Here is an 18,140-nt window from a genome sequence, read left to right on the forward strand (position 1 = left end):
GTGAAGCTCACCGCGGGCGGGCGCAGACTCGCCGCCGCAGCCCTCGTCCAGTCGCTCGGCATCGGCCTGTTCATGGCGAGCTCCATGGCGTACTTCACCCGGCAGGTGGACCTCTCGGCGAACCAGGTGGCCTCCGGGCTCGCCCTCGCCGGGGTCGTGGCCCTGGGGATCTCGCTGCTCGGCGGGGTCCTCGCCGACCGGTACGGGGCACGGCGGGTACTCGCCGCGGTCTATCTGGGGCGGGGCGTGTGCTGTGCGGCGTACGTCTTCGTCACGGACTTCTGGCAGTTCATGGTGGTGACGCTGTGCGCGGTGGCGTGCGACCGGGCGGGGCCTCCGGTGCTCCAGGCACTGGTCGCCGTGGCCGTGCCGGAGCGCCAGGAGCGCACCCGGCTGCTCGCGGTGGTCAATGTCGTACGCAACTGCGGACTCGGGGTCGGCGCGATGGCGGCCGGCGTGGCGCTCGCCAGCGACACCCAGGCCGCCTACCGGGTCACGCTGTTCGCCATCGGGCTCGCCTTCCTCGGCGGTGCGGTGCTCGTGCTGCGGGTGTCCGAGCCGGCCGCACCGACGGCCGAGGCCGCCGCCCCGAAGGGCGCGGCGGAACGACCGGTCAAGGGCCGGCTGCTGCCCGACGCGCGCTATCTGACGCTGACCGGGCTCAACTTCCTGCTGTTCTTCTTCGACACGATGCTGCTGGTCGCGATGCCCGTGTGGATCCTGGAGCACACCGATGCCCCGCGGGCCACGGTGTCCGTGCTGTTCGCGCTGAACACCGCGCTCGTCGTGGTGCTCCAGATCCCGGTCAGCAAGCTGGCGACCGGCCAGCGGCGCACCACCCGGATGCTGACGTGGACGGGCGCCGTGCTCGCGGTGAGCAGCCTGTGCTTCGCCGCGTCCGGCTCCGTCGGGGGCGGGCCCGCGGTGGCATGGCTGGCCGCCGCCGTGGTCACGCTGTCCCTGGCCGAGGTGATCGCCAACTCCGCGGTGTGGGACCTGTCCATCGCCCTGGCCCCCGAGGAGCAGCGCGGACGCTATCTGTCCGTCTTCAATCTGAGCGTGGCCGGACAGCGGGTCCTCGGCCCCGTGATGGTCACCGGGCTGCTGCTCGGATCGGGTTCGCTCGGCTGGGTGGTGGCCGCGGCGGTGCTCGTGGTGGCGGGCGTCGCGGCCGAGCGGGTCGCCCGCGCGGCCGGGGAGCGGATGCGCGCGGGGGCCCCCGCCCATGCCTGAACCGTCGGTCCTGGCCTTCGCGTCCGTCGCGGTGTTCCTCGGCGCGCTGGTCCAGGGCAGCCTGGGAGTGGGTCTCGCCCTGGTGTCGGCGCCGGTGGTGCAGATCGCCGCACCGGGTCTCATGCCGGGGTCACTGCTCCTGGTCGCCGCCGTCCTGGCCGCGCTCGGGGCGGTCCGGGAGATCTCCCACACCGACTGGTACGGCGTCTCCTGGGCGATGGCCGGGCGGATCGTGGGCACCGTGGCTGCCTCGTACGTGATCCTCGTGGTCTCGGTGCCGACGCTCGACCTGCTCTCGGCGGGCATCACCCTGGGCGTCGTCTCGCTGCTCGCCTTCGACCCGGCCAGGCTGCCCAGGAACCGGGGCACGCTGATCGCCTCCGGCGCCGTGGCGGGCCTCACCGGGACGACGTCGTCCATCGGCGGGCCGTTCATCGCGCTCGTCTACCACCGGGAGCCCGGGCCCACGGTCCGCGGCACCCTCAGCGTCTTCTACACGGCGGGGACGCTGCTCTCGCTCGGCTCCCTCACCGTCGTGGGCCGGCTGCCGGACCATCAACTGGCCTTCGGCGCGATGCTGCTGCCCGCGGTGGTGGCCGGATTCGCGCTGTCGGGGCCGGTCCGGCGGCGGGTCGACGGCGGCGGCCGGATGCGCGGCGCGGTGCTCGTCCTCGCGGTCGTCGCGGCGCTCGTCCTCCTCGTCCGGGGGCTGGTCGCCATCGTGGCGGGATGAGAGCGGCGCCGCGCCACGAGCGCGCCGGAACAGCACGAGCGCGGAACAGCACGAACGCGTCCGCCGGGACGCGAGCAACACGTATCGAGAAAGGAACGGATCGGATCATGCGGGTGGGATTTGCGGGACTGGGGAGCATGGGCGGAGGGATGTGCCGTCGCCTCGCGGAGCGCGGGTTCGACGTCGTTGCCTACGACGCCGATCCGCGCGTCGCCGCGGCGGCCGGGGAGCACCCGGGCGTGCGCACGGCCAAGCACGTCGCGGACCTGGCCGCGCCGGTGGTGGTCACCATGCTGCCCGACGGGGCGGCGGTTCGGCAGGTGGCCGATGAGCTGCTCCCGCACCTCGCCGCGGGTTCCCTGATCGTCGACACGGGCTCCTCCGCACCCGAGGACACACTGGCCCTCGGCCGCGCGGCCGCCGCGTACGAGGTGTCCGTGGTGGACGCGCCGGTCTCCGGCTCCCCGGCCGCCGCGCGCGCCGGTGAGCTGACGCTGATGGCCGCGGGCGAACCCGAGCAGGTGGCACGGGCGGAGCAGGTACTCGGCGCGCTCGGCACGGTGTACCGGGTGGGTCCCGCGGGCGCGGGCCACGCGCTGAAGGCGCTCAACAACCTGCTCTCCGCGGTCAATCTCGCCGCGGTCGCCGAAGTCATGCTCGCCGGGCGGGCGTTCGGTCTCGAACCCGCGGCGATGCTGGAGGTGATCAACGCGTCCACCGGCCGCAACCACGCCTCGCAGACCAAACTGCCCGACCACGTGCTGCCCGGCACCTTCGACTCGGGCTTCGCGCTGCGCCTGATGCTCAAGGACATCCGCATCGGCACGTCGCTGCTCGACTCCGCGGGCGGCCCCGCCGCCTTCGGTCACGCCTGCCGGGAGCTGTGGGAGAAGGCGCACGACGAACTGCCGGCGGGCGCCGACAACGTCGAGGTCGTGCGCTGGCTGGAGAACGCATCGGGACGGGAGCTGCGCGCATGACGCACGAGAACGCACCGCGGATCGCGGTCATCGGCGGCCAGGTCGCCGCCCTGAAGAAGGCACGGAAGGCCGGCTTCGACATCGTCTGGGTGCACGGCCCGCACGAACTCGACCCGTCGGGCCTGGAGTGGGTGGCCGAGGCCCACCTCACGGACTACCGCGACCCGCAGGCCGTCGCCGACCTCCTCGCCGCCGTGCACCGGCACCGGCCACTGACCCGGGTCGTCTCGATCATCGAGGACGGCCTGGAGTCGGCGGCGGCCGCGACGACGGCGCTCGGCCTGCCGGGCACCGGCCTCGACACCGTCCGCGTGCTGCAGGACAAGCTGGCCTTCCGGGAGCTGCTGGCCGAGCGGGGCATCGAGGGGGTCGCCGCCCGCCTGGGGCACGACGAGGCCGACATCCGCGCCTTCGTCGACGAGTTCGGGCCCGCGGTGATCAAGCCCAGGTACGGATCCGGCAGCCTCGGCGTGCGGCTGGTGCAGGGCCCCGACGCGGTCCCGGAGGTCGCGGCCTGGGCAGCGGAGTTCGGGCTGCACACGTTCGTGATGGAGCAGTATCTGCGGGGCCCCGAGTTCAGCGTGGAGGCGTTCAGCTTCGCGGGCGAGCACGTGGTCGTCGCGTACACGGCCAAGGAGAAGCTGGACTCGTTCGTCGAGGTCGGGCACGTACAGCCGGCGGGCCTCGACGCGGACGCCACGGCCCGGATCGACTCCCTGGTCACCAGGATGCTGGACGCCGTCGGAGTCAAGGACGGCCCCTCGCACACCGAGGTGATCCTCACCTCCGACGGCCCCCGCCTGGTGGAGTCCCACAACCGGCGCGGCGGCGATCGGATCACCGACCTCACCCACGAGGTGTACGGGACCGACATCGACGCACTGGGCTTCCTCTGGTACGCGGACCGTACCGCGCCCATCGCGCCGGGCCCGGCCAGGGGCGGCGGCGCCATCCGCTTCCTGACCGCCGAGCCGGGCATCGTCGAGTCCGTCACCGGAGCCGACGAGGTGCGCGCCGATCCGCGGGTGGTGGCCCTGCAGCTCTCCGTCGCGCCCGGTGACACGGTGGCCCCCATCGCCTGGTCGTACGACCGGTCCGGGCTGCTCATCGTCCGTGGCGAGTCGGCCGACGAAGCACGTGCCCTGGCCCACGAACTGGCCGCCCGGATCACCATCAAGACCCGGCCCGACACGGCGTCGGGCACACCGCGCTCCATCGCGGTCGTGGCCCCCCGACCCGAACGGCTGATCGGCACCCAGCCCTCGGGGGCGGGCGCGTGACCACCGCGACGCCCACGGTCGGCGCCGGTGAGCTGCGCACCGCCCTGCGGGGCCACGCCTCCGGCGTCGCGGTGCTCACCGCGGCCACGCCGTCCGGCCCCGCCGGGGTGACGATCACCTCGTTCACCTCGGTGAGCGCCGAACCGGCACTGGTCTCCTTCGCGCTCGCCGAGACGTCCTCGACCTGGGCCAGGATCAAGGACTGCCGGAGGTTCGGCATCCAGCTGCTCGGCGCCGCCCAGCGGGATGTGGCCGAGCGGTTCGCGGCCTCCGGCGTCGACCGGTTCGCGCCGCCCACCCGCTGGCACACCGGCCCACACGGGGTGCCGCTGCTCGACGACTGTGCCGCGTGGCTGGTCGGCACGCGCCACCGCCAACTCAAGCTGGGTGACCATGAGCTGATCGTCTGTGCCGTGGAGCATGTACGGATCGGCTCCCCGAGGGACAGCCTGGTCCATCTGCACGGGTCCCTGCACGCCGCCCCGGGTACGCCCGTTGCCCCAGGGGGTCCGGAGAGGTGACCCCGCCAGACAGCCGGATCTCGCTCTGCTGCCTGAGGCTCTCGGCCCCGTCGGTGAACAAGTGACGCGCTGCTCACCCTGGCCGGTGCCGCGGCCAACACCACCACGGTGATGTTCCTGTTCGTCGTGCCCCTGACGCTCCAGGGGCAATGGACCTCTCGGTCGTCCTCGCGGGCACCGCGTTCCTCGCTCCCGCGCTGGCCATGGCGCTTGCCGGGCCGCTCGCCGGGCGGGTGCCGCCGCGGGCCGCGGTACGGCTGATGGCGGGCTGCCTGGCCGGGGGAGCGCTGGTTCTGACATGCCTTGCCCGGACCTCCTCCCTCACCTCGTACATGGCCGTGGCCACCGTGAGCGGCCCGGTCCTCGGAGTGACCAACTCACTGACGCTCATCGCCACCCAGGCGGTGATCCGTCCGGAGCGGGCCGGGGAGGCGTCGGCATGACTCGGTGCCCGAACGGCTGGGTTCGCTGGTGAACGCCCGGCCGGACCGGGAGCACTCCGCCACCCGGGTCCGTCAGCCGTCGGCGCGCCGGTGGACGACCCGGCGCGGGGCGGGCTCGGTCTCGCCGTTCATGGCGGCGGCCAGCCGCAGATAGGGTGCGGCGTCGGCCGACCGGTTCTGCCGCTCCAGGGTGCGGCCGAGCATCAGATAGGCGTAGGTCTCCGCCGGGTCCCGCTCCAGCACACGCCGCAGTTCGGCCTCGGCGCGCTTCAGCTGGGCGGAGTGGTAGTAGGAGCGCGCGAGCAGCAGCCGGGCCGCCAGGTGCCCCGGTTCGGCCTCCACCACGGGGGCGAGGATGCGGGCGGCCTCGGTGTAGTCCCGGGCCTCGAAGAAGAGCTGCGCGCGTGCGTACTCCTCCGCGAGCGGGTACGGCGTGGCGGGGAGTTCGGCGGTGGGGGAGAAGGGCCTGAAGGCGGTCATGGTCGCTCCTTTCCCCTCCGCCAACATGAATGAAAGTTGAACTATTCCGGAGTGGTGCCGGGCTGGGCCGACGGCCCGGCGTGGTGCGCCCGCCGCCTCGGCCCCTGGACGTACTGGGCGTACGTCCAGGCAGAGGCGGCCACCAGGGCGGCGCCCAACAGCACACCGCCCACGACGTCCGACAGCCAGTGCACCCCCAGATAGACGCGGGTGAAGCCGACGCCGAGCACCGACACCACGCCCACCGCCAGCGCGGCACGCACACGGCGCCGGTCCGCCCCGTGCAGCCACAGCAGCCACACCAGCAGTCCGCACGCCACCGTCGCCGTCAGCGCGTGTCCGGACGGGAAGGCCTGGTAGTGGGCGGTGGCCACCGGGTCCGCCCAGTGCGGACGGTCCCGTCCGACCGCCGCCTTGAGGCCTTGTTGCAGGGCCGTCCCCAGCACCGAGGTGACGCCGATCCACAGTGCCGGCAGCGGCCGGCGCCGCCACAGGAGCCAGACCGCCGTGACGGCGAGCGCCGCGCGCATCGTCCACGGATCCCACAGCCAGTCCGACAGCAGGCGCATGACGTGCGTCCACCCGTCCTGCGTCACCGCCACCGGGTGCAGGCCGTTCGCCACCTGCCGGTCCAGCGAGTCCAGGGGTTGCCAGCCGCTGCCGACCAGCGCCAGGAGGACGAGGAACAGGGCGCAGAGCACGGCTGCCGAACGCAGCCACACGGAGCGCGTGGGCCGGGCCGGTGCCGCGGGCGGGGCGGAGAGGCGCGTGGGAACCTGCATGATCAGATCGTCGCCCATCCAGGCGTCGCGAAACCAGCCCGCGAACGCGGACCGGACCGCGGGGGCGGTAAACCGGCCCGGCCACGGACCCGGGGCGCGGTCTCAGCCCGGTGTGCCGAGCCCCAGCGCGCTGAGTCCCGGCGCGAAGGTCACCAACAGTGGCACGGCCGGCACCAGCGCCGCCGCGGCCGTGAGCCGCAGCCGCCGCCCGGCCGTCAGCCGGGGCGTGGGCTCCAACAGCCGGTGGACCCGGCCGGGCACCTGCGAGAGCCGGGACGGGCAGGGGCCGAACACCCCGCTTTCCTCGTTGAGTTCGACGAGCGCCAGAGCGGTCGTCAGCCGGCCGAACCGGCGCGAGGCGGCGTCGTCCGCGGCCAACTCGACCAGGTGGTGGACCTGGTCGCGGAACGCCGCGAACACCGGCACCTGCGGAAAGCCGTTCGCCAGCGCCGACGAGCAGTGCAGCAGCCAGTCGTGCCGGGCGCGCGCGTGTCCCTGCTCATGGGCCAGCACCGCGTCCAGCCGCGATCCCTTGAGCCGCCGCAGCGCACCCGTCGTGATCACCAACTGCGGCGTGGCACGACCGCGCAGCCACCAGGCGTCGGGCCGGTCGCCCTCCAGCACCAGGAGCCGGTCCGCGCCGGGCTCCTCGCCGGGCAGCAGAGGGGAGCGCATGAGCAGCTCCGCACGCCGTCGGCGGTGCCGCAGACGTGCCCAGTGGACCTCGCGGGTGAGCATCGCGGCCGTCCACACCGCGCCGCACGCGAGGGTGACGGCCAGGGGTGCCGCCCACGACCCGTAGGCGGTCAGGGCGTACGCCTCCATGACACCGTGCGGTGCCAGGGCGAAGACATGGCCGCGCACGGCCTGCCAGGCCGCGGCGGCGCTCAGTGCCATGGCGAGCACGCAGCACAGCAGCACGGCCGCGACGACGCATTGCCATACCCACAGCGCCACGACGGGTTCACGGTCGGGCCAGTCGGCACGGGTCAGCAGGCGCGGCGCCATTGCCGCGGCCAGCGCGGCGAGGACCAGCAGCGCGAGCGGGACCATCATGCCGGTCAGCCTATGAGCGCGCGGCCGTCCCGGGGTACGTCCCCGTGAGCGAAGTGACGCACGCCACGCGGGCCACGGCGGGGTGGACCGCTCCGTGCCCGGCCCCCACACCGACGCCCCCCGGCGGCCCGTCCCGCGGCCCGCGAGCCCCCTCGGGAACGTCACAAGGTGAGCAGCATCGCCAGCATGCCGATGCCCATGGTCAGCCGACAGGCGTTGGTCAGCTCGGGCCGCCACTGCCAGCCGGGGCGCGGTGGGGAATCGGCCCACGCGGCCTCGCCGGACGGCCCGGCCATCACCGGGACGAGCCCGGCCACCGCCCGTACGACGTACACCGCGAAGTACACCAGCAGCAGCCCGGTCAGCAGGGGAGTCCCCGCCGGCTCGTGCGAGGCTCCCGCGTGCCCGCCGACAGGGGTGCCCGACATCGCGAGCGCCATATAGACCATCGCGAACGCGCCCACGGCATGGTGCAGATGGTGGGCCTCGGCACGCTCCCGGGCCAGCAGCAGCGCGCGCAGCCCGCCGGTCGCGAACACCACGGCGAACAGCGGTGCCCCCCACGGCCTGGTGTCCAGCGCCGCGGCCGGCACCGCCATCACCGCCATGCCCAGCCCCATCAGCGCGTCCCCGCGTGCGGCCCGGCGCTCCCCCGCCGCGCCGGCCCGCACGCTCAGGAGGCAGTACGCGCCCGTCGCGGCGCACAACGCCACCAGCAACCACCCGACCAGCGGCGGTCCGTGCACGGCACACCTCCATGGACGCACACTTACCTCCGGAGAATGCCCACTGAGGCCGCATCACACGGGAGCGCACAGGCGCAAAAAGGGGAGCATGCAAAGGGGTGGGCATGCGCCCGCGCAGCGCCGGCGCACGGACCGCGGACACGCCGGAGCGTACGAAGAACCCGGAGCGTACGAAGGAACCCGGACCGCATGGACACCCCCGACCGTACGGACACCGGACCGTACGGGCGCCCGGGTCCGCCCCGTTAGATCCCCGGGCGGTAGCGCATGGGGTGGTCCTCCGGGACCTCCACCACCGCGATGCGCACCCCGTCCGGATCGGCGATCCACATCTCCACCAGCCCCCACGGCTTCCGCTCCGGCGGCTCCAGCACCGCGACCCCCTGCCGCCGGAACTCCGCGTGCGCCGCCTCCGCGTCCGCGACCTGCAGCCACAGCTCCAGGCCGGGGGCGGGCGGGGCGGTGGCGCGTCCGGAGACCTCGAGGAATCCGCCGCCGAGGAAGTAGACGGTGCCGCGCTCGGGGCCGGTGCCGAACTCGCGGTAGACCGCGAGGCCCAGCGTCCGCCCGTAGAAGACCCGCGAACGCTCGGGGTCGGTCGGCCTCAGAAGCACCCTGCTGCTCAGTACGTGCACCATGCCCGCGACTGTACGCACACCGCACCGGGTTAGGGTCATAAGGGCCGACAACCCTACGGAGAGGACCCCGGAACATGATGGAGACCGCCGGCAGCCGCACCGCCGAGCCGACCTTCCGGGCGGCCACCACCGCGGATGTGCCCGCCCTGGTCGAGCTGGTCGAGTCGGCCTATCGCGGTGACGACAGCCGGGCGGGCTGGACGACCGAGGCCGACCTGCTGGACGGCCAGCGGACCGACCCCGACGGCGTCCTGGCCGTGGTGACCGACGCGTCCAGCATCCTGCTCGTGGTGGAGCGGGACGGCGAGATCGTCGCCTGCTGCCAGCTCGAACACCGTGGCACCCACGCCTACTTCGGGATGTTCGCGGTCCGTCCCTCCCTGCAGGGCGCCGGGCTCGGCAAGGTGATCATGGCGGAGGCCGAGCGGGTCGTCCGGGCCGAGTGGGACGCCCGGGAGATGCACATGACGGTCATCCGGCAGCGCGACGAGCTCATCGCTTGGTACGAGCGCCGCGGCTACCGGCGCACCGGCCGGATGTCCCCCTTCCCCTACGGCGACGCCCGCTTCGGCATCCCGCAGCGCGATGACCTCGAGTTCGAACTGCTGGTCAAGGAACTGGTGGAACGGGCCTGACACCGCGCGGCCGGCCGGCCCTCACAGCCGTCCGGCCTCCACGAGCCGACGCAGGAAGCGCCGCGTGCGCTCCTGCCGCGGCTCGCCGAAGACCTCCGCGGGGGTACCGCGCTCCAGCACCACCCCGCCGTCCAGGAAGCACACCTGATCGGCGACGTCCCGGGCGAACCCCATCTCGTGGGTGGCCAGGACCATGGTCATGCCCTCCTCCTTCAGGTCACGCACGACGTTCAGCACCTCGCCCACCAGCTCCGGGTCGAGCGCCGCGGTGATCTCGTCGAGGAGCAGCAGCCGGGGCCGGCCGGCCAGGGCCCGTACGATCGCGACGCGCTGTTGCTGACCACCGCTGAGCCGGTCCGGGTACTCGCCCGCCTTGCCGTCGAGCCCCAGCCTCGCCAGCAACTCGCGCGCCCGCTCCTCCGCCTCCGCGCGCGGCACCCCGTGCACCCGGCGCGGCGCGAGGGTGACGTTCTCCAGCACGGTCATGTGCGGGAAGAGGTTGTAGGCCTGGAAGACGACGCCGATCCGGCGGCGCACCGCGTCCGGGTCCACGCGGGGATCGGTGATGTCCTCGCCGTCGAGGAAGATCGCGCCGTCGTCGATCTCCTCCAGGAGGTTCGCGCAGCGCAGCAGGGTGGACTTGCCCGAGCCGGACGCGCCGATGAGCGCGGTCACGGTGTGCTGGGCCACTTCCAGGTCCACGTCGCGCAGCACGACGGACCGGCCGAAGGTCTTCCGGACGGACTCCAGCCGCAGCACTGTGTCGGTGCCGGTGTGGGTGTCGGGCCCGCTCATACGATGCCTCCCTGCGCCCGGCGGCGGTCCATCCGCGCGGTGATCCAGTCGGTGAAGCGGGTCATGGGGATGGTGAGGGCCACGAAGATCAGTCCCGCGAGCACGTACGGCGTGTAGTTGAAGCTCTTGCTGGAGATGATCTGCGCCGCGTAGACCGCGTCGACCGCGCCGGCGATCGAGACGAGACCGGTGTCCTTCTGGAGCGAGACCAGGTCGTTGAGGAGCGGAGGCACGACCCGCCGCACGGCCTGGGGCAGGATGACGAACCGCAGGGTCTGGCGCCCCGACAGGCCCAGCGAGCGGGCCGCGGCGCGCTGGCTGGGGTGCACGGACTCGATGCCGGCGCGGAACACCTCGGCGACATAGGCCGAGTACGTCAGCACCAGCGCCGTACCGCCCAGCAGCACGGGGTCGGTCGTCACCCCTTGCAGCCGCAGCGCCGGCACGCCGAAGACGACCATCAGCAGGCAGATGATGAGCGGCAGCCCGCGGAAGAAGTCCGTATAGGCGGTGGCGAGCGCGCGGAGCGGGAAGAACACCGGGCCGCGCAGGGTGCGGGCGATCGCGATCAGCAGACCGAGGACGAGGACCGCCGCGCCGCAGACGAGCAGCAGCCGGAGATTGAGCAGCAGCCCTTCGAGGACCTTCGGCAGCGCCTCGCGCGCGTAGTGGGCGCTGAAGAACGTCTCGCGGGTACGGGGCCAGCCGGGGGAGTTGACGACGAGGAGGAAGAGCGCGACGGCCGTGACCAGGGTGCTCCCGGCCGCGATGGCCGTGGCCCGGCGGGCCCGGGCCCGCTTGAAGCGCTCGCGCTCGACGCGCCGCGCGGACGGCACATAGGCATCGGCCGCGCCCTCCGTGCCGAACGGGCCGGAGTCCGTGCCGGAGCCGTCGTCCGCGGGCCCGTCGACAGGCCCGTCGAGGGGTTTGGCGGGGAACTTGCCGGGAGCTGCGCCGGGCATCCCGTGTGCCGGGTCCTCCGGCACCGTGTCCTTGACCGTCACTTGAGCACCGGCGCGTCCGCAGCCTCGGAGAGCCACTTCTTCTCCAGGCGGGCCAGCGTGCCGTCCTTGCGCAGCGAGTCGACGGCGCCACTGACGCAGGCCGTGAGGGCGCTGCCCTTGTCGAGGACGAGGCCGAACTGTTCGGCCTTGCCGCCCTTGGCGTCGAACTGGCCGACGATCTTCGCTTCCTTCACCTCCGTGGAGGTGATGTAGAAGGCCGTGGGCAGGTCGACGATGATCGCGTCGACCTGGCCGTTCTTGAGCGCGGTCTTGGCGAAGTCGTTCTTCTGGAAGACGGCGGGCCGCGGGCCCGGCTTGATGACGTCGTTGAGCACGTCGAGGCTCGTGCTGCCCACCTGGGCGCCGAGCTTGGCGCGCTTGAGGTCGGCGACGGACGTGGCCTTCGCCGCGGGGGAGTCCTTGAGGGCGATGACGGCCTGGCGCACGTCGTAGTAGCCCGGGGAGAAGTCCACCGCCCGGCGGCGCTCGTCGCTGATGGAGATCTGATTGAGGTCGAAGTCGAACTTCTTCTCCCCCGGTGCGAAGGAGTTCTGGAAGGGCACGGTCTGCCAGACCACATCGGCGGGGCCGTAGCCGAGCCGCTCGGCGACGGCGTACGCGACGGCCGACTCGAAGCCCTTGCCGTTCGAAGGGTCGTCGTCCTGGAACCAGGGGGCGTACGCGGGCTTGTCCGTGCCCACCGTCAGCTTTCCGGCGGTCTCGGTCGCCGCCTTCCCCTTCGCGCAGGAACCTCCACCGGTCGGGCCGGCGGACGACGCGCCGGGGGACTTCGCGGAGTCGGAGTCGTCCTGCGGGGCGCAGCCGGCGACCGCCGCGCACAGAAGGGCGGCTGAGGCGGCCAGGAGCCCGCGACTGCGGGCGTATCGGTGCTGGTTGGCGACGGGCATGGCGGGAGACTGGCAGCGCGCGGGGCCATCTGTCCAGGTCATGCCACGAATGGTCCGAATAGCGGAAGACTGTTGCCGCTTCATGAACGCTCATGAACGCGGTGGGGCCGGGGTAGACGTCCGCAGAGCGGCTGGACCATGGCCGAAATGCAGCGGTTCAGTCACCGTGACCGGTGTGCCGGAGGTGACAGGATCCCGCCTATGAGGCACGCCGGGTGAGGGGCGGCAGGAAAAATAGCGGCCCGACCCGGGGGTCGGCAGGATAATTTATCGCTACTCCCCTTGAGGTGAAGAACCTGACACAGATACGGTGTCTTAACACCAGGTTCTCCTGAGGAGGGGTAGCCATGACGGAAATCCTTGCGCCGATAGCGGCAGAGGCCAACATTTTGTCCGCGGAGCGTGTGGTGGGCCACCCGGCCTGGGCCACGCTCAAGGACGCCGTGGAGACAATTCGGCCTTGGCAGTCCGCGGACGGTTCCATCGACCTCACGGCCGAGGGCGCACCGCCGGGCGAGAGTGTCCGGGCCGAGGTCGACCGCGTGATCGCGGCCGTCGGGGAGCTCTCCCCGCTCGTGCCCCACGACGCCGAGTACCACCTCGCTCTCGCCGCGGACCTGCGCCGCTGGGCCGACACGGGCTTCGGCGTGCCGGACTTCCTCGACTCGCTGCTGGCCTTCCAGCCCGCCGCGCACCGCGCCGACGGCCTCCAGCACCTCGTGGTCTTCCCCATGTACACGCAGAACGGCAACCCCGACCGCAACTTCGAGGCCGTCGCCCTGCGCGTCGTATGGCCGGAGTGGCTCTCCGAGCTGGAGCGCACCCGCTACGACAACCCCCTCTTCCTCGGCATCACCTTCGAGGACTTCACCTCGGGCTACGACACCAACTCCGCGGTCCTCTTCCCGGAGACCATCGCCGTCCGCGAGGCCCCCGAGCGCTTCACCTGGGGCGGGATCTTCTGTGACCGCGAGGCGGCCCGCTTCCGCGCCGTCACCGAGGCGGCCGTCGCCACCCTGGGCCTGGAGCTGCCCGCCGACATCCAGGACATGGTCGGCGACCAGCACCGCTGCGAGGAGGCCTTCGTCCTGTGGGACATGGTCCACGACCGCACCCACAGCCACGGCGACCTGCCCTTCGACCCTTTCATGATCAAGCAGCGGCAGCCGTTCTGGATGTACGGGCTGGAGGAGCTGCGCTGTGACCTCACCGCCTTCAAGGAGGCCGTGAAGCTCGAGGCCGACGGCTATGCCCAGGGCCGCGACGTGCAGTACGCCGTGCTCTTCGACCGGATGTTCCGCTTCCCCCTCTCCGGTGACCGGGTCCGCAACTACGACGGCCTCGGCGGGCAGCTGCTCTTCGCCTACCTCCACAAGCACGACGTCGTACGCTGGACGGACAACACCCTCCACATCGACTGGCAGCGTGCCCCGCAGGTCACCAACCAGCTGTGCGCCGAGATCGAGAAGCTCTACCGCGACGGGATCGACCGTCCCAAGCTCGTCCACTGGTTCGCCGCCTACGACCTGGTCTCGACCTACCTCTCCCCGCACCCCGGCTCCGTGTGGGCCAAGGGCCCCGACGCCCTGGACCTCACCCAGCCGCCCCGCAAGCTCGTGGACGACGTGCTTCCCGACGAGTTCCCGCTCAGCATGTTCTATGAGGCCCTTGCCAAGAAGCTGCGCGGCGTGATCGCCTCGACCAAGGGGATCACCGCACCGCGCGAGCAGGTGGCCGCGTGAGCAAGCTCGAGAGTGAGGCGACGACCATGAGCACTCCGACGAACGGCAATGGCCGGCTGGACGGGGCCGTCGTGGCGGTGGCGGGAGCCGCCGGCCCGGCGGGCCGTGCTGCCCTGCTGCGCCTGGCCGAGGCCGGGGCGACCGTGGTCGCCTCCGACGCGGACGCCGCACGCCTCGCCGAGGCCGTCGACGCCGCCCGTTACGCCCACGGCGGCGCCACCGTCACCGGCGACACCGTGGACCTGCTCGACCTCGAGGCGACCCGCGCTTGGGCGGACCGCACCGAGAAGGAGTTCGGCCGCATCGACGGGCTCGTCCACCTGGTGGGCGGCTGGCGTGGCTCCGCCACCTTTGCCGAGACCGACCTCGCCGACTGGGACCTCCTGGAGAAGCTGCTCATCCGCACGGTGCAGCACACCTCCCTGGCCTTCGAGGCCCCGCTGGCACGCAGTGGCAACGGCCGCTACCTCCTCATCAGTGCCGCGGGCGCCAGCCGGCCCACCGCGGGCAACGCCGCCTACTCCGCCTCCAAGGCCGCCGCCGAGGCCTGGACACTCGCCCTCGGTGACTCCTTCCGCAAGGCGGGGGGCGAGGAGGGCCCGTCGGCCGCGGCTGCCATCCTGGTGGTCAAGGCGCTGGTGCACGAGGCCATGCGCGCCGAGCGTCCCAACGCGAAGTTCGCGGGCTTCACGGACGTCACCGACCTGGCCGAGGCCATCGTCGACGTCTGGTCCAAGCCCGCCCAGGAAGTGAACGGAACCCGTCTGTGGCTGACTCCGCAATCGTGACCCCGGTGACCGACGCCGTGCGTCGGCACGACACCGAGCTGCGCGGCTTCGCCAGCGACAACTACGCGGGCGCGCACCCGGAGATCCTCGCGGCGCTCGCCCTGGCCAACGGCGGTCACCAGGTCTCCTACGGAGAGGACGACTACACCGCCCATCTCCAGGACGTGATGCGCGCCCACTTCGGGCCCACCGCCGAGACCTTCCCGGTCTTCAACGGCACGGGTGCCAACGTTCTCGCCCTCCAGGCGGCGACCGAGCGATGGGGCGCGGTGATCTGTGCCGACAGCGCCCATCTCCACGTCGACGAGTGCGGCGCGCCCGAGCGCGTGGGCGGCCTCAAGCTGCTCACCGTGCCGACCGAGAACGGCAAGCTCACGCCCGAGCTGATCGACCGTGAGGCGTTCGGCTGGGACGACGAGCACCGGGCCCAGCCCCAGCTCGTCGCCATCACCCAGACCACCGAACTGGGCACCTGCTACACCCCCGAGGAGATCCGGGAGATCTGCGACCACGCCCACGAGCGCGGCATGAAGGTCTTCCTGGACGGCTCGCGCATAGCCAACGCGGCGGCCACACTCGGCCTTCCGCTGCGGGCCTTCACCACCGACGCCGGAGTGGACCTGCTCTCCTTCGGCGGCACCAAGAACGGGCTGGTGTTCGGCGAGTGCGTCGTCGTCCTCAACCCGGACGCGGTGCGGGCGATGAAGCACCTGCGCAAGATGTCGATGCAGCTGGCGTCCAAGATGCGCTTCGTCTCGGCCCAGTTCGAGGCCCTGCTCACGGGCGACCTCTGGCTGCGCAGCGCCTCGCACGCCAACGCCATGGCCACGCGCCTGGCCGAGGGCGTACGGGCCGTGGACGGCGTCGAGCTCCTGTACCCGGTGCAGGCCAACGGCGTCTTCGCCCGGCTTCCGCACGACGTGGCCGTCCGGCTGCAGAAGCGCTACCGCTTCTACTTCTGGGACGAGCCGGCCGGTGTCGTCCGCTGGATGTGCTCCTTCGACACCACCGAGGCCGACGTGGACGCCTTCGTCACGGCGGTCGCGGAGGAGATGGCCAAGTAGCGGCGCGTCTCACGCACCCATGCCCCATGCGTGACCACGCATGAACAAGGCCCCCGGCCGTCGCGCAGACGGCCGGGGGCCTTGAGGTCGTTCACCGGGCGGCTGCCCGGGGCGGCTCACCCGACGTGGGTGAGCCGCCGACCGGACAGGCCCTAGCGCTGCCGGTCCAGCGCCGCGGCCTCCGCCGGGGTGGGAGCCGTGCCACCGAGGTGGGACGGTATCCACCAGGTGTCGTCCGGCCCCTTGGGGCGTACCGGATAGGCGCGCTGGGCCGCCTCCAGCAGGTCCTGGACCCGGGCCCGGACGCGCTCGGTGACGGTGTCCGCGTGCTCGGCGGGGTCGGCGGCGATCGGCTCGCCCACCCGCATCGTGATCGGGATGTGATGACGGCCCAGGTCACGCTTGTGACCCTTGGTCCACAGCCGCTGCGTACCCCACAGGGCCATCGGCAGCACCGGAACCCCGGCCTCCTGGGCCAGCCGGGCCGCCCCCGACTTGAAGTTCTTCAGCGTGAACGACTGGGAGATCGTCGCCTCCGGGAAGACCCCGATGATCTCGCCCGAGCGCAACGCCTTGAGGGCGTGCTTATAGGCGTCCATGCCCGCCGCGCGGTCCACGGGGATGTGCTTCATCGCCCGCATCAGCGGGCCCGACACCTTGTGCCGGAAGACGGACTCCTTGGCCATGAAGCGCACCAGGCGCTTGGCCGGGCGGGCGGCCAGCCCGCAGAAGACGAAGTCGAGGTATCCGATGTGGTTGCTCACCAGGACCGCCCCACCGCGCTGCGGAATGTGTTCGCTGCCCTGGATGTCGAAGCGCAGATCGAGCGCCTTGAACATGGTGCGGGCGACGCCGATCACCGGGGGGTAGACGAGTTCTGCCATATCGGGGAATCCTTCTGGGCCTGGGGAGGGGTGTCCCGGCTGAAGTTACGCGGCCGTAGGTTCTCGGCTTCCGGCAGATCGTGCCTGAATGCCCGGCCTGTCGGCCAGCGAGGACGCCCCGCAGAACGGGAGATTCTCATCACGTCGGCCGGAATCCGGTACAGCCGAAGGTACACCGGGGATCCGGCGCGGACCCCGCCCGTGCCGAACCCCATTCGTCCCTGCCCCCGAGGCCGCCCGCCACACCCGTCGCCCGGGCGGGAAATTTCTCCGGGCTCTACGGTGCTGCACACGGCAGATCGGACACAGGTCCGGACGGTGACGACGGAGGGGACGCGGGTGGGCGGGCGGGGCCGAGAGGGCGAGCGGGAGCGGCTGAGTGCCGCCGACATCGGCGCGGAGCTGGGGGAGCGGGCCACGCTCGTGCAGTTCGCGAGCGCCTTCTGCCAGCCGTGCCGGGCGACCCGGCGCACCCTCGCCGAGGTGGCGTCCATGGTCGACGGGGTGGCGCACGTCGAGATCGACGCGGAGGCGCGGCTCGCACTCGTACGCGCCCTGCGGATCACCGGTACGCCGACCGTCTTCGTCCTCGACGCGGACGGCCACGTCGTGCGCCGCGCCGCCGGTCAGCCGCGTAAGGCCGATGTCATCGCGGCCCTCGGCGAAGCCGTCTGACCCGTGATCCGCCTCCCATCTCCCCGGTCGCCCTTGACGCTCCGTGCCCCGAATCGTCACTGTGACGCTATGTGGCCTGGAACCCGCCTCTACGGACGCGCGCACGTGGAACCCCCGCGGACCCCGAGCGTGCCCTGTCCGAGCCCCTGAGCAGCCTCCACCGCACGCTCCCGGCTCGAACCACCAGCAGAAGGACAGCTCCATGACGGCCTCACCCGGACTGGGCACCGCCCACCTCGCCACCCCCGAACTGCTGCGCTCCGTCTTCCGGCGGCACGCGGCCGGTGTCGCGGTGATCACCGCGCCCGGCCCGCGTCCGGTCGGCTTCACCGCCACCTCCCTCACCTCCGTGGCCGCCGAACCCCCGGTCGTCTCCTTCGGGATCGGCACCGGCTCCTCCAGCTGGCCCGTGGTCGCCGAGGCCGAGCACGTCGGGGTGCACATACTCGGCGAGCACCAGCGCGAGCTGGCCGGCACCTTCGCCCGCAGCGGCGCGGACCGCTTCGCCCCGCCCACCCGGTGGCGCACCGGCCCCGAGGGAGTGCCGTTGCTCGACGGCGTACTGGCCTGGCTGGTGTGCCGGGTGGTGGCCCGGGTGCCCGCCGGTGACCACCGGATCGTGCTCGCCGAGGCGGTCGCCGGCGACCCCGCCGGGGCCGGCCGGCCGCTGCTCTACCACCAGGGACGCTTCAACGGTCTGCGGGACTGAGACGTCCCGCATTTCCCGCGTTGGACAGATCACAGTTCAGCGGC

General features: G+C 72.4%; 21 protein-coding genes. 12 read left to right on the plus strand and 9 right to left on the minus strand.

What is annotated here, in order from left to right; genetic code table 11:
* The 6 genes from AB8O64_RS32035 to AB8O64_RS32060 all read left to right on the plus strand — a co-directional run bounded on the left by AB8O64_RS32035 (position 1) and on the right by AB8O64_RS32060 (position 5,190).
* Positions 1 to 1,233: an MFS transporter gene (locus tag AB8O64_RS32035; protein ID WP_370423070.1), complete on the plus strand. Its 1,233-nt coding sequence runs from the start codon at positions 1 to 3 to the stop codon at positions 1,231 to 1,233.
* The gene (locus AB8O64_RS32040) at positions 1,226 to 1,966 is read left to right on the plus strand and encodes a TSUP family transporter (RefSeq protein WP_370423072.1); all 741 of its coding nucleotides are present in this window, start codon (positions 1,226 to 1,228) and stop codon (positions 1,964 to 1,966) included. The genes AB8O64_RS32035 and AB8O64_RS32040 overlap by 8 nt, the downstream gene beginning before the upstream one ends.
* A 107-nt stretch (positions 1,967 to 2,073) precedes the next feature.
* Positions 2,074 to 2,946 carry an NAD(P)-dependent oxidoreductase gene (locus tag AB8O64_RS32045; RefSeq protein ID WP_370423073.1) on the plus strand — a complete coding sequence of 291 codons (873 nt, stop codon included), beginning with the start codon at positions 2,074 to 2,076 and terminating at the stop codon, positions 2,944 to 2,946.
* On the plus strand, positions 2,943 to 4,226 hold the full coding sequence (locus AB8O64_RS32050; protein ID WP_370423075.1) for an ATP-grasp domain-containing protein: 1,284 nt from the start codon (positions 2,943 to 2,945) through the stop codon (positions 4,224 to 4,226). The genes AB8O64_RS32045 and AB8O64_RS32050 overlap by 4 nt, the downstream gene beginning before the upstream one ends.
* The gene (locus tag AB8O64_RS32055) at positions 4,223 to 4,747 is read left to right on the plus strand and encodes a flavin reductase family protein (RefSeq protein ID WP_370423076.1); all 525 of its coding nucleotides are present in this window, start codon (positions 4,223 to 4,225) and stop codon (positions 4,745 to 4,747) included. Before AB8O64_RS32050 ends, AB8O64_RS32055 begins: the two co-directional genes overlap by 4 nt.
* Positions 4,748 to 4,896: 149 nt before the next feature.
* Complete coding sequence (locus tag AB8O64_RS32060; protein ID WP_370423077.1) at positions 4,897 to 5,190, plus strand: hypothetical protein; 294 nt, start codon at positions 4,897 to 4,899, stop codon at positions 5,188 to 5,190.
* A gap of 72 nt (positions 5,191 to 5,262) precedes the next feature.
* Here AB8O64_RS32060 and AB8O64_RS32065 read toward each other — a convergent pair whose 3' ends face one another.
* The 5 genes from AB8O64_RS32065 to AB8O64_RS32085 all read right to left on the minus strand — a co-directional run bounded on the left by AB8O64_RS32065 (position 5,263) and on the right by AB8O64_RS32085 (position 8,892).
* Positions 5,263 to 5,670 (minus strand): tetratricopeptide repeat protein, encoded by a 408-nt coding sequence (locus AB8O64_RS32065; protein WP_370423078.1) that lies wholly within the window; start codon positions 5,668 to 5,670, stop codon positions 5,263 to 5,265.
* Positions 5,671 to 5,711: 41 nt separating this feature from the next.
* A complete protein-coding gene (locus AB8O64_RS32070; RefSeq protein WP_370423079.1) occupies positions 5,712 to 6,452 on the minus strand; it encodes a phosphatase PAP2 family protein in 741 nt (246 codons plus the stop codon).
* A gap of 102 nt (positions 6,453 to 6,554) precedes the next feature.
* Positions 6,555 to 7,508 carry a M56 family metallopeptidase gene (locus AB8O64_RS32075; RefSeq protein WP_356452026.1) on the minus strand — a complete coding sequence of 318 codons (954 nt, stop codon included), beginning with the start codon at positions 7,506 to 7,508 and terminating at the stop codon, positions 6,555 to 6,557.
* A gap of 161 nt (positions 7,509 to 7,669) precedes the next feature.
* Complete coding sequence (locus AB8O64_RS32080; protein ID WP_356452028.1) at positions 7,670 to 8,254, minus strand: DUF5134 domain-containing protein; 585 nt, start codon at positions 8,252 to 8,254, stop codon at positions 7,670 to 7,672.
* A 245-nt stretch (positions 8,255 to 8,499) separates the two neighbouring features.
* Positions 8,500 to 8,892, minus strand: a complete 393-nt coding sequence (locus AB8O64_RS32085; protein WP_370423081.1) for a VOC family protein — start codon at positions 8,890 to 8,892, stop codon at positions 8,500 to 8,502.
* Between the two features lie 77 nt (positions 8,893 to 8,969).
* Between AB8O64_RS32085 and AB8O64_RS32090 the strand changes: the two genes are divergently transcribed.
* Positions 8,970 to 9,527, plus strand: a complete 558-nt coding sequence (locus AB8O64_RS32090; protein ID WP_370424035.1) for a GNAT family N-acetyltransferase — start codon at positions 8,970 to 8,972, stop codon at positions 9,525 to 9,527.
* A gap of 21 nt (positions 9,528 to 9,548) precedes the next feature.
* Here the strand turns inward: AB8O64_RS32090 and AB8O64_RS32095 are convergent, their stop codons facing one another.
* Genes AB8O64_RS32095 through AB8O64_RS32105 form a run of 3 tightly spaced genes read right to left on the minus strand, consistent with a single transcriptional unit; the run spans position 9,549 to position 12,276 of the window.
* Positions 9,549 to 10,322: an amino acid ABC transporter ATP-binding protein gene (locus tag AB8O64_RS32095; protein WP_370423083.1), complete on the minus strand. Its 774-nt coding sequence runs from the start codon at positions 10,320 to 10,322 to the stop codon at positions 9,549 to 9,551.
* Positions 10,319 to 11,326: an amino acid ABC transporter permease gene (locus tag AB8O64_RS32100; protein ID WP_370423085.1), complete on the minus strand. Its 1,008-nt coding sequence runs from the start codon at positions 11,324 to 11,326 to the stop codon at positions 10,319 to 10,321. The genes AB8O64_RS32095 and AB8O64_RS32100 overlap by 4 nt, the downstream gene beginning before the upstream one ends.
* Positions 11,323 to 12,276, minus strand: coding sequence for an ABC transporter substrate-binding protein (locus tag AB8O64_RS32105; RefSeq protein WP_370423087.1), 954 nt, complete (start codon positions 12,274 to 12,276; stop codon positions 11,323 to 11,325). Before AB8O64_RS32105 ends, AB8O64_RS32100 begins: the two co-directional genes overlap by 4 nt.
* Before the next feature lie 305 nt (positions 12,277 to 12,581).
* Here AB8O64_RS32105 and AB8O64_RS32110 point away from each other — a divergent pair, with 305 nt between their 5' ends.
* The 3 genes from AB8O64_RS32110 to AB8O64_RS32120 are packed head-to-tail and all read left to right on the plus strand — an operon-like array spanning position 12,582 to position 15,828.
* On the plus strand, positions 12,582 to 13,976 hold the full coding sequence (locus tag AB8O64_RS32110; protein ID WP_370423089.1) for a DUF6421 family protein: 1,395 nt from the start codon (positions 12,582 to 12,584) through the stop codon (positions 13,974 to 13,976).
* A 26-nt stretch (positions 13,977 to 14,002) separates the two neighbouring features.
* Positions 14,003 to 14,764 (plus strand): SDR family NAD(P)-dependent oxidoreductase, encoded by a 762-nt coding sequence (locus tag AB8O64_RS32115; protein WP_370424036.1) that lies wholly within the window; start codon positions 14,003 to 14,005, stop codon positions 14,762 to 14,764.
* The gene (locus AB8O64_RS32120) at positions 14,743 to 15,828 is read left to right on the plus strand and encodes a low specificity L-threonine aldolase (protein ID WP_370423091.1); all 1,086 of its coding nucleotides are present in this window, start codon (positions 14,743 to 14,745) and stop codon (positions 15,826 to 15,828) included. The genes AB8O64_RS32115 and AB8O64_RS32120 overlap by 22 nt, the downstream gene beginning before the upstream one ends.
* Before the next feature lie 152 nt (positions 15,829 to 15,980).
* On the opposite strand, the gene AB8O64_RS32125 is transcribed toward AB8O64_RS32120, so the two are convergent.
* Positions 15,981 to 16,712: a lysophospholipid acyltransferase family protein gene (locus AB8O64_RS32125; protein ID WP_370423092.1), complete on the minus strand. Its 732-nt coding sequence runs from the start codon at positions 16,710 to 16,712 to the stop codon at positions 15,981 to 15,983.
* A 318-nt stretch (positions 16,713 to 17,030) separates the two neighbouring features.
* Here AB8O64_RS32125 and AB8O64_RS32130 point away from each other — a divergent pair, with 318 nt between their 5' ends.
* On the plus strand, positions 17,031 to 17,387 hold the full coding sequence (locus AB8O64_RS32130) for a TlpA family protein disulfide reductase (protein ID WP_370423093.1): 357 nt from the start codon (positions 17,031 to 17,033) through the stop codon (positions 17,385 to 17,387).
* Positions 17,388 to 17,589: 202 nt separating this feature from the next.
* Positions 17,590 to 18,096, plus strand: a complete 507-nt coding sequence (locus AB8O64_RS32135; RefSeq protein ID WP_370423094.1) for a flavin reductase family protein — start codon at positions 17,590 to 17,592, stop codon at positions 18,094 to 18,096.
* The last annotated feature ends 44 nt before the right edge of the window (positions 18,097 to 18,140 follow it).

The organism is Streptomyces sp. QH1-20, assembly GCF_041283565.1.
Classification (GTDB): Bacteria; Actinomycetota; Actinomycetes; order Streptomycetales; family Streptomycetaceae; genus Streptomyces; species Streptomyces syringius.

Excerpts from the sequence above, each read along its gene's own strand:
- AB8O64_RS32040 (WP_370423072.1), top strand. The coding sequence starts at position 1,226 with ATGCCTGAACCGTCGGTCCTGGCCTTCGCGTCCGTCGCGGTGTTCCTC.
- AB8O64_RS32045 (WP_370423073.1), top strand. The coding sequence starts at position 2,074 with ATGCGGGTGGGATTTGCGGGACTGGGGAGCATGGGCGGAGGGATGTGC.
- AB8O64_RS32050 (WP_370423075.1), top strand. The coding sequence starts at position 2,943 with ATGACGCACGAGAACGCACCGCGGATCGCGGTCATCGGCGGCCAGGTC.
- AB8O64_RS32060 (WP_370423077.1), top strand. The coding sequence starts at position 4,897 with ATGGACCTCTCGGTCGTCCTCGCGGGCACCGCGTTCCTCGCTCCCGCG.
- AB8O64_RS32065 (WP_370423078.1), bottom strand. The coding sequence starts at position 5,670 with ATGACCGCCTTCAGGCCCTTCTCCCCCACCGCCGAACTCCCCGCCACG.
- AB8O64_RS32070 (WP_370423079.1), bottom strand. The coding sequence starts at position 6,452 with ATGCAGGTTCCCACGCGCCTCTCCGCCCCGCCCGCGGCACCGGCCCGG.
- AB8O64_RS32075 (WP_356452026.1), bottom strand. The coding sequence starts at position 7,508 with ATGATGGTCCCGCTCGCGCTGCTGGTCCTCGCCGCGCTGGCCGCGGCA.
- AB8O64_RS32085 (WP_370423081.1), bottom strand. The coding sequence starts at position 8,892 with ATGGTGCACGTACTGAGCAGCAGGGTGCTTCTGAGGCCGACCGACCCC.
- AB8O64_RS32090 (WP_370424035.1), top strand. The coding sequence starts at position 8,970 with ATGGAGACCGCCGGCAGCCGCACCGCCGAGCCGACCTTCCGGGCGGCC.
- AB8O64_RS32095 (WP_370423083.1), bottom strand. The coding sequence starts at position 10,322 with ATGAGCGGGCCCGACACCCACACCGGCACCGACACAGTGCTGCGGCTG.
- AB8O64_RS32105 (WP_370423087.1), bottom strand. The coding sequence starts at position 12,276 with ATGACCTGGACAGATGGCCCCGCGCGCTGCCAGTCTCCCGCCATGCCC.
- AB8O64_RS32110 (WP_370423089.1), top strand. The coding sequence starts at position 12,582 with ATGACGGAAATCCTTGCGCCGATAGCGGCAGAGGCCAACATTTTGTCC.
- AB8O64_RS32115 (WP_370424036.1), top strand. The coding sequence starts at position 14,003 with ATGAGCACTCCGACGAACGGCAATGGCCGGCTGGACGGGGCCGTCGTG.
- AB8O64_RS32125 (WP_370423092.1), bottom strand. The coding sequence starts at position 16,712 with ATGGCAGAACTCGTCTACCCCCCGGTGATCGGCGTCGCCCGCACCATG.
- AB8O64_RS32135 (WP_370423094.1), top strand. The coding sequence starts at position 17,590 with ATGACGGCCTCACCCGGACTGGGCACCGCCCACCTCGCCACCCCCGAA.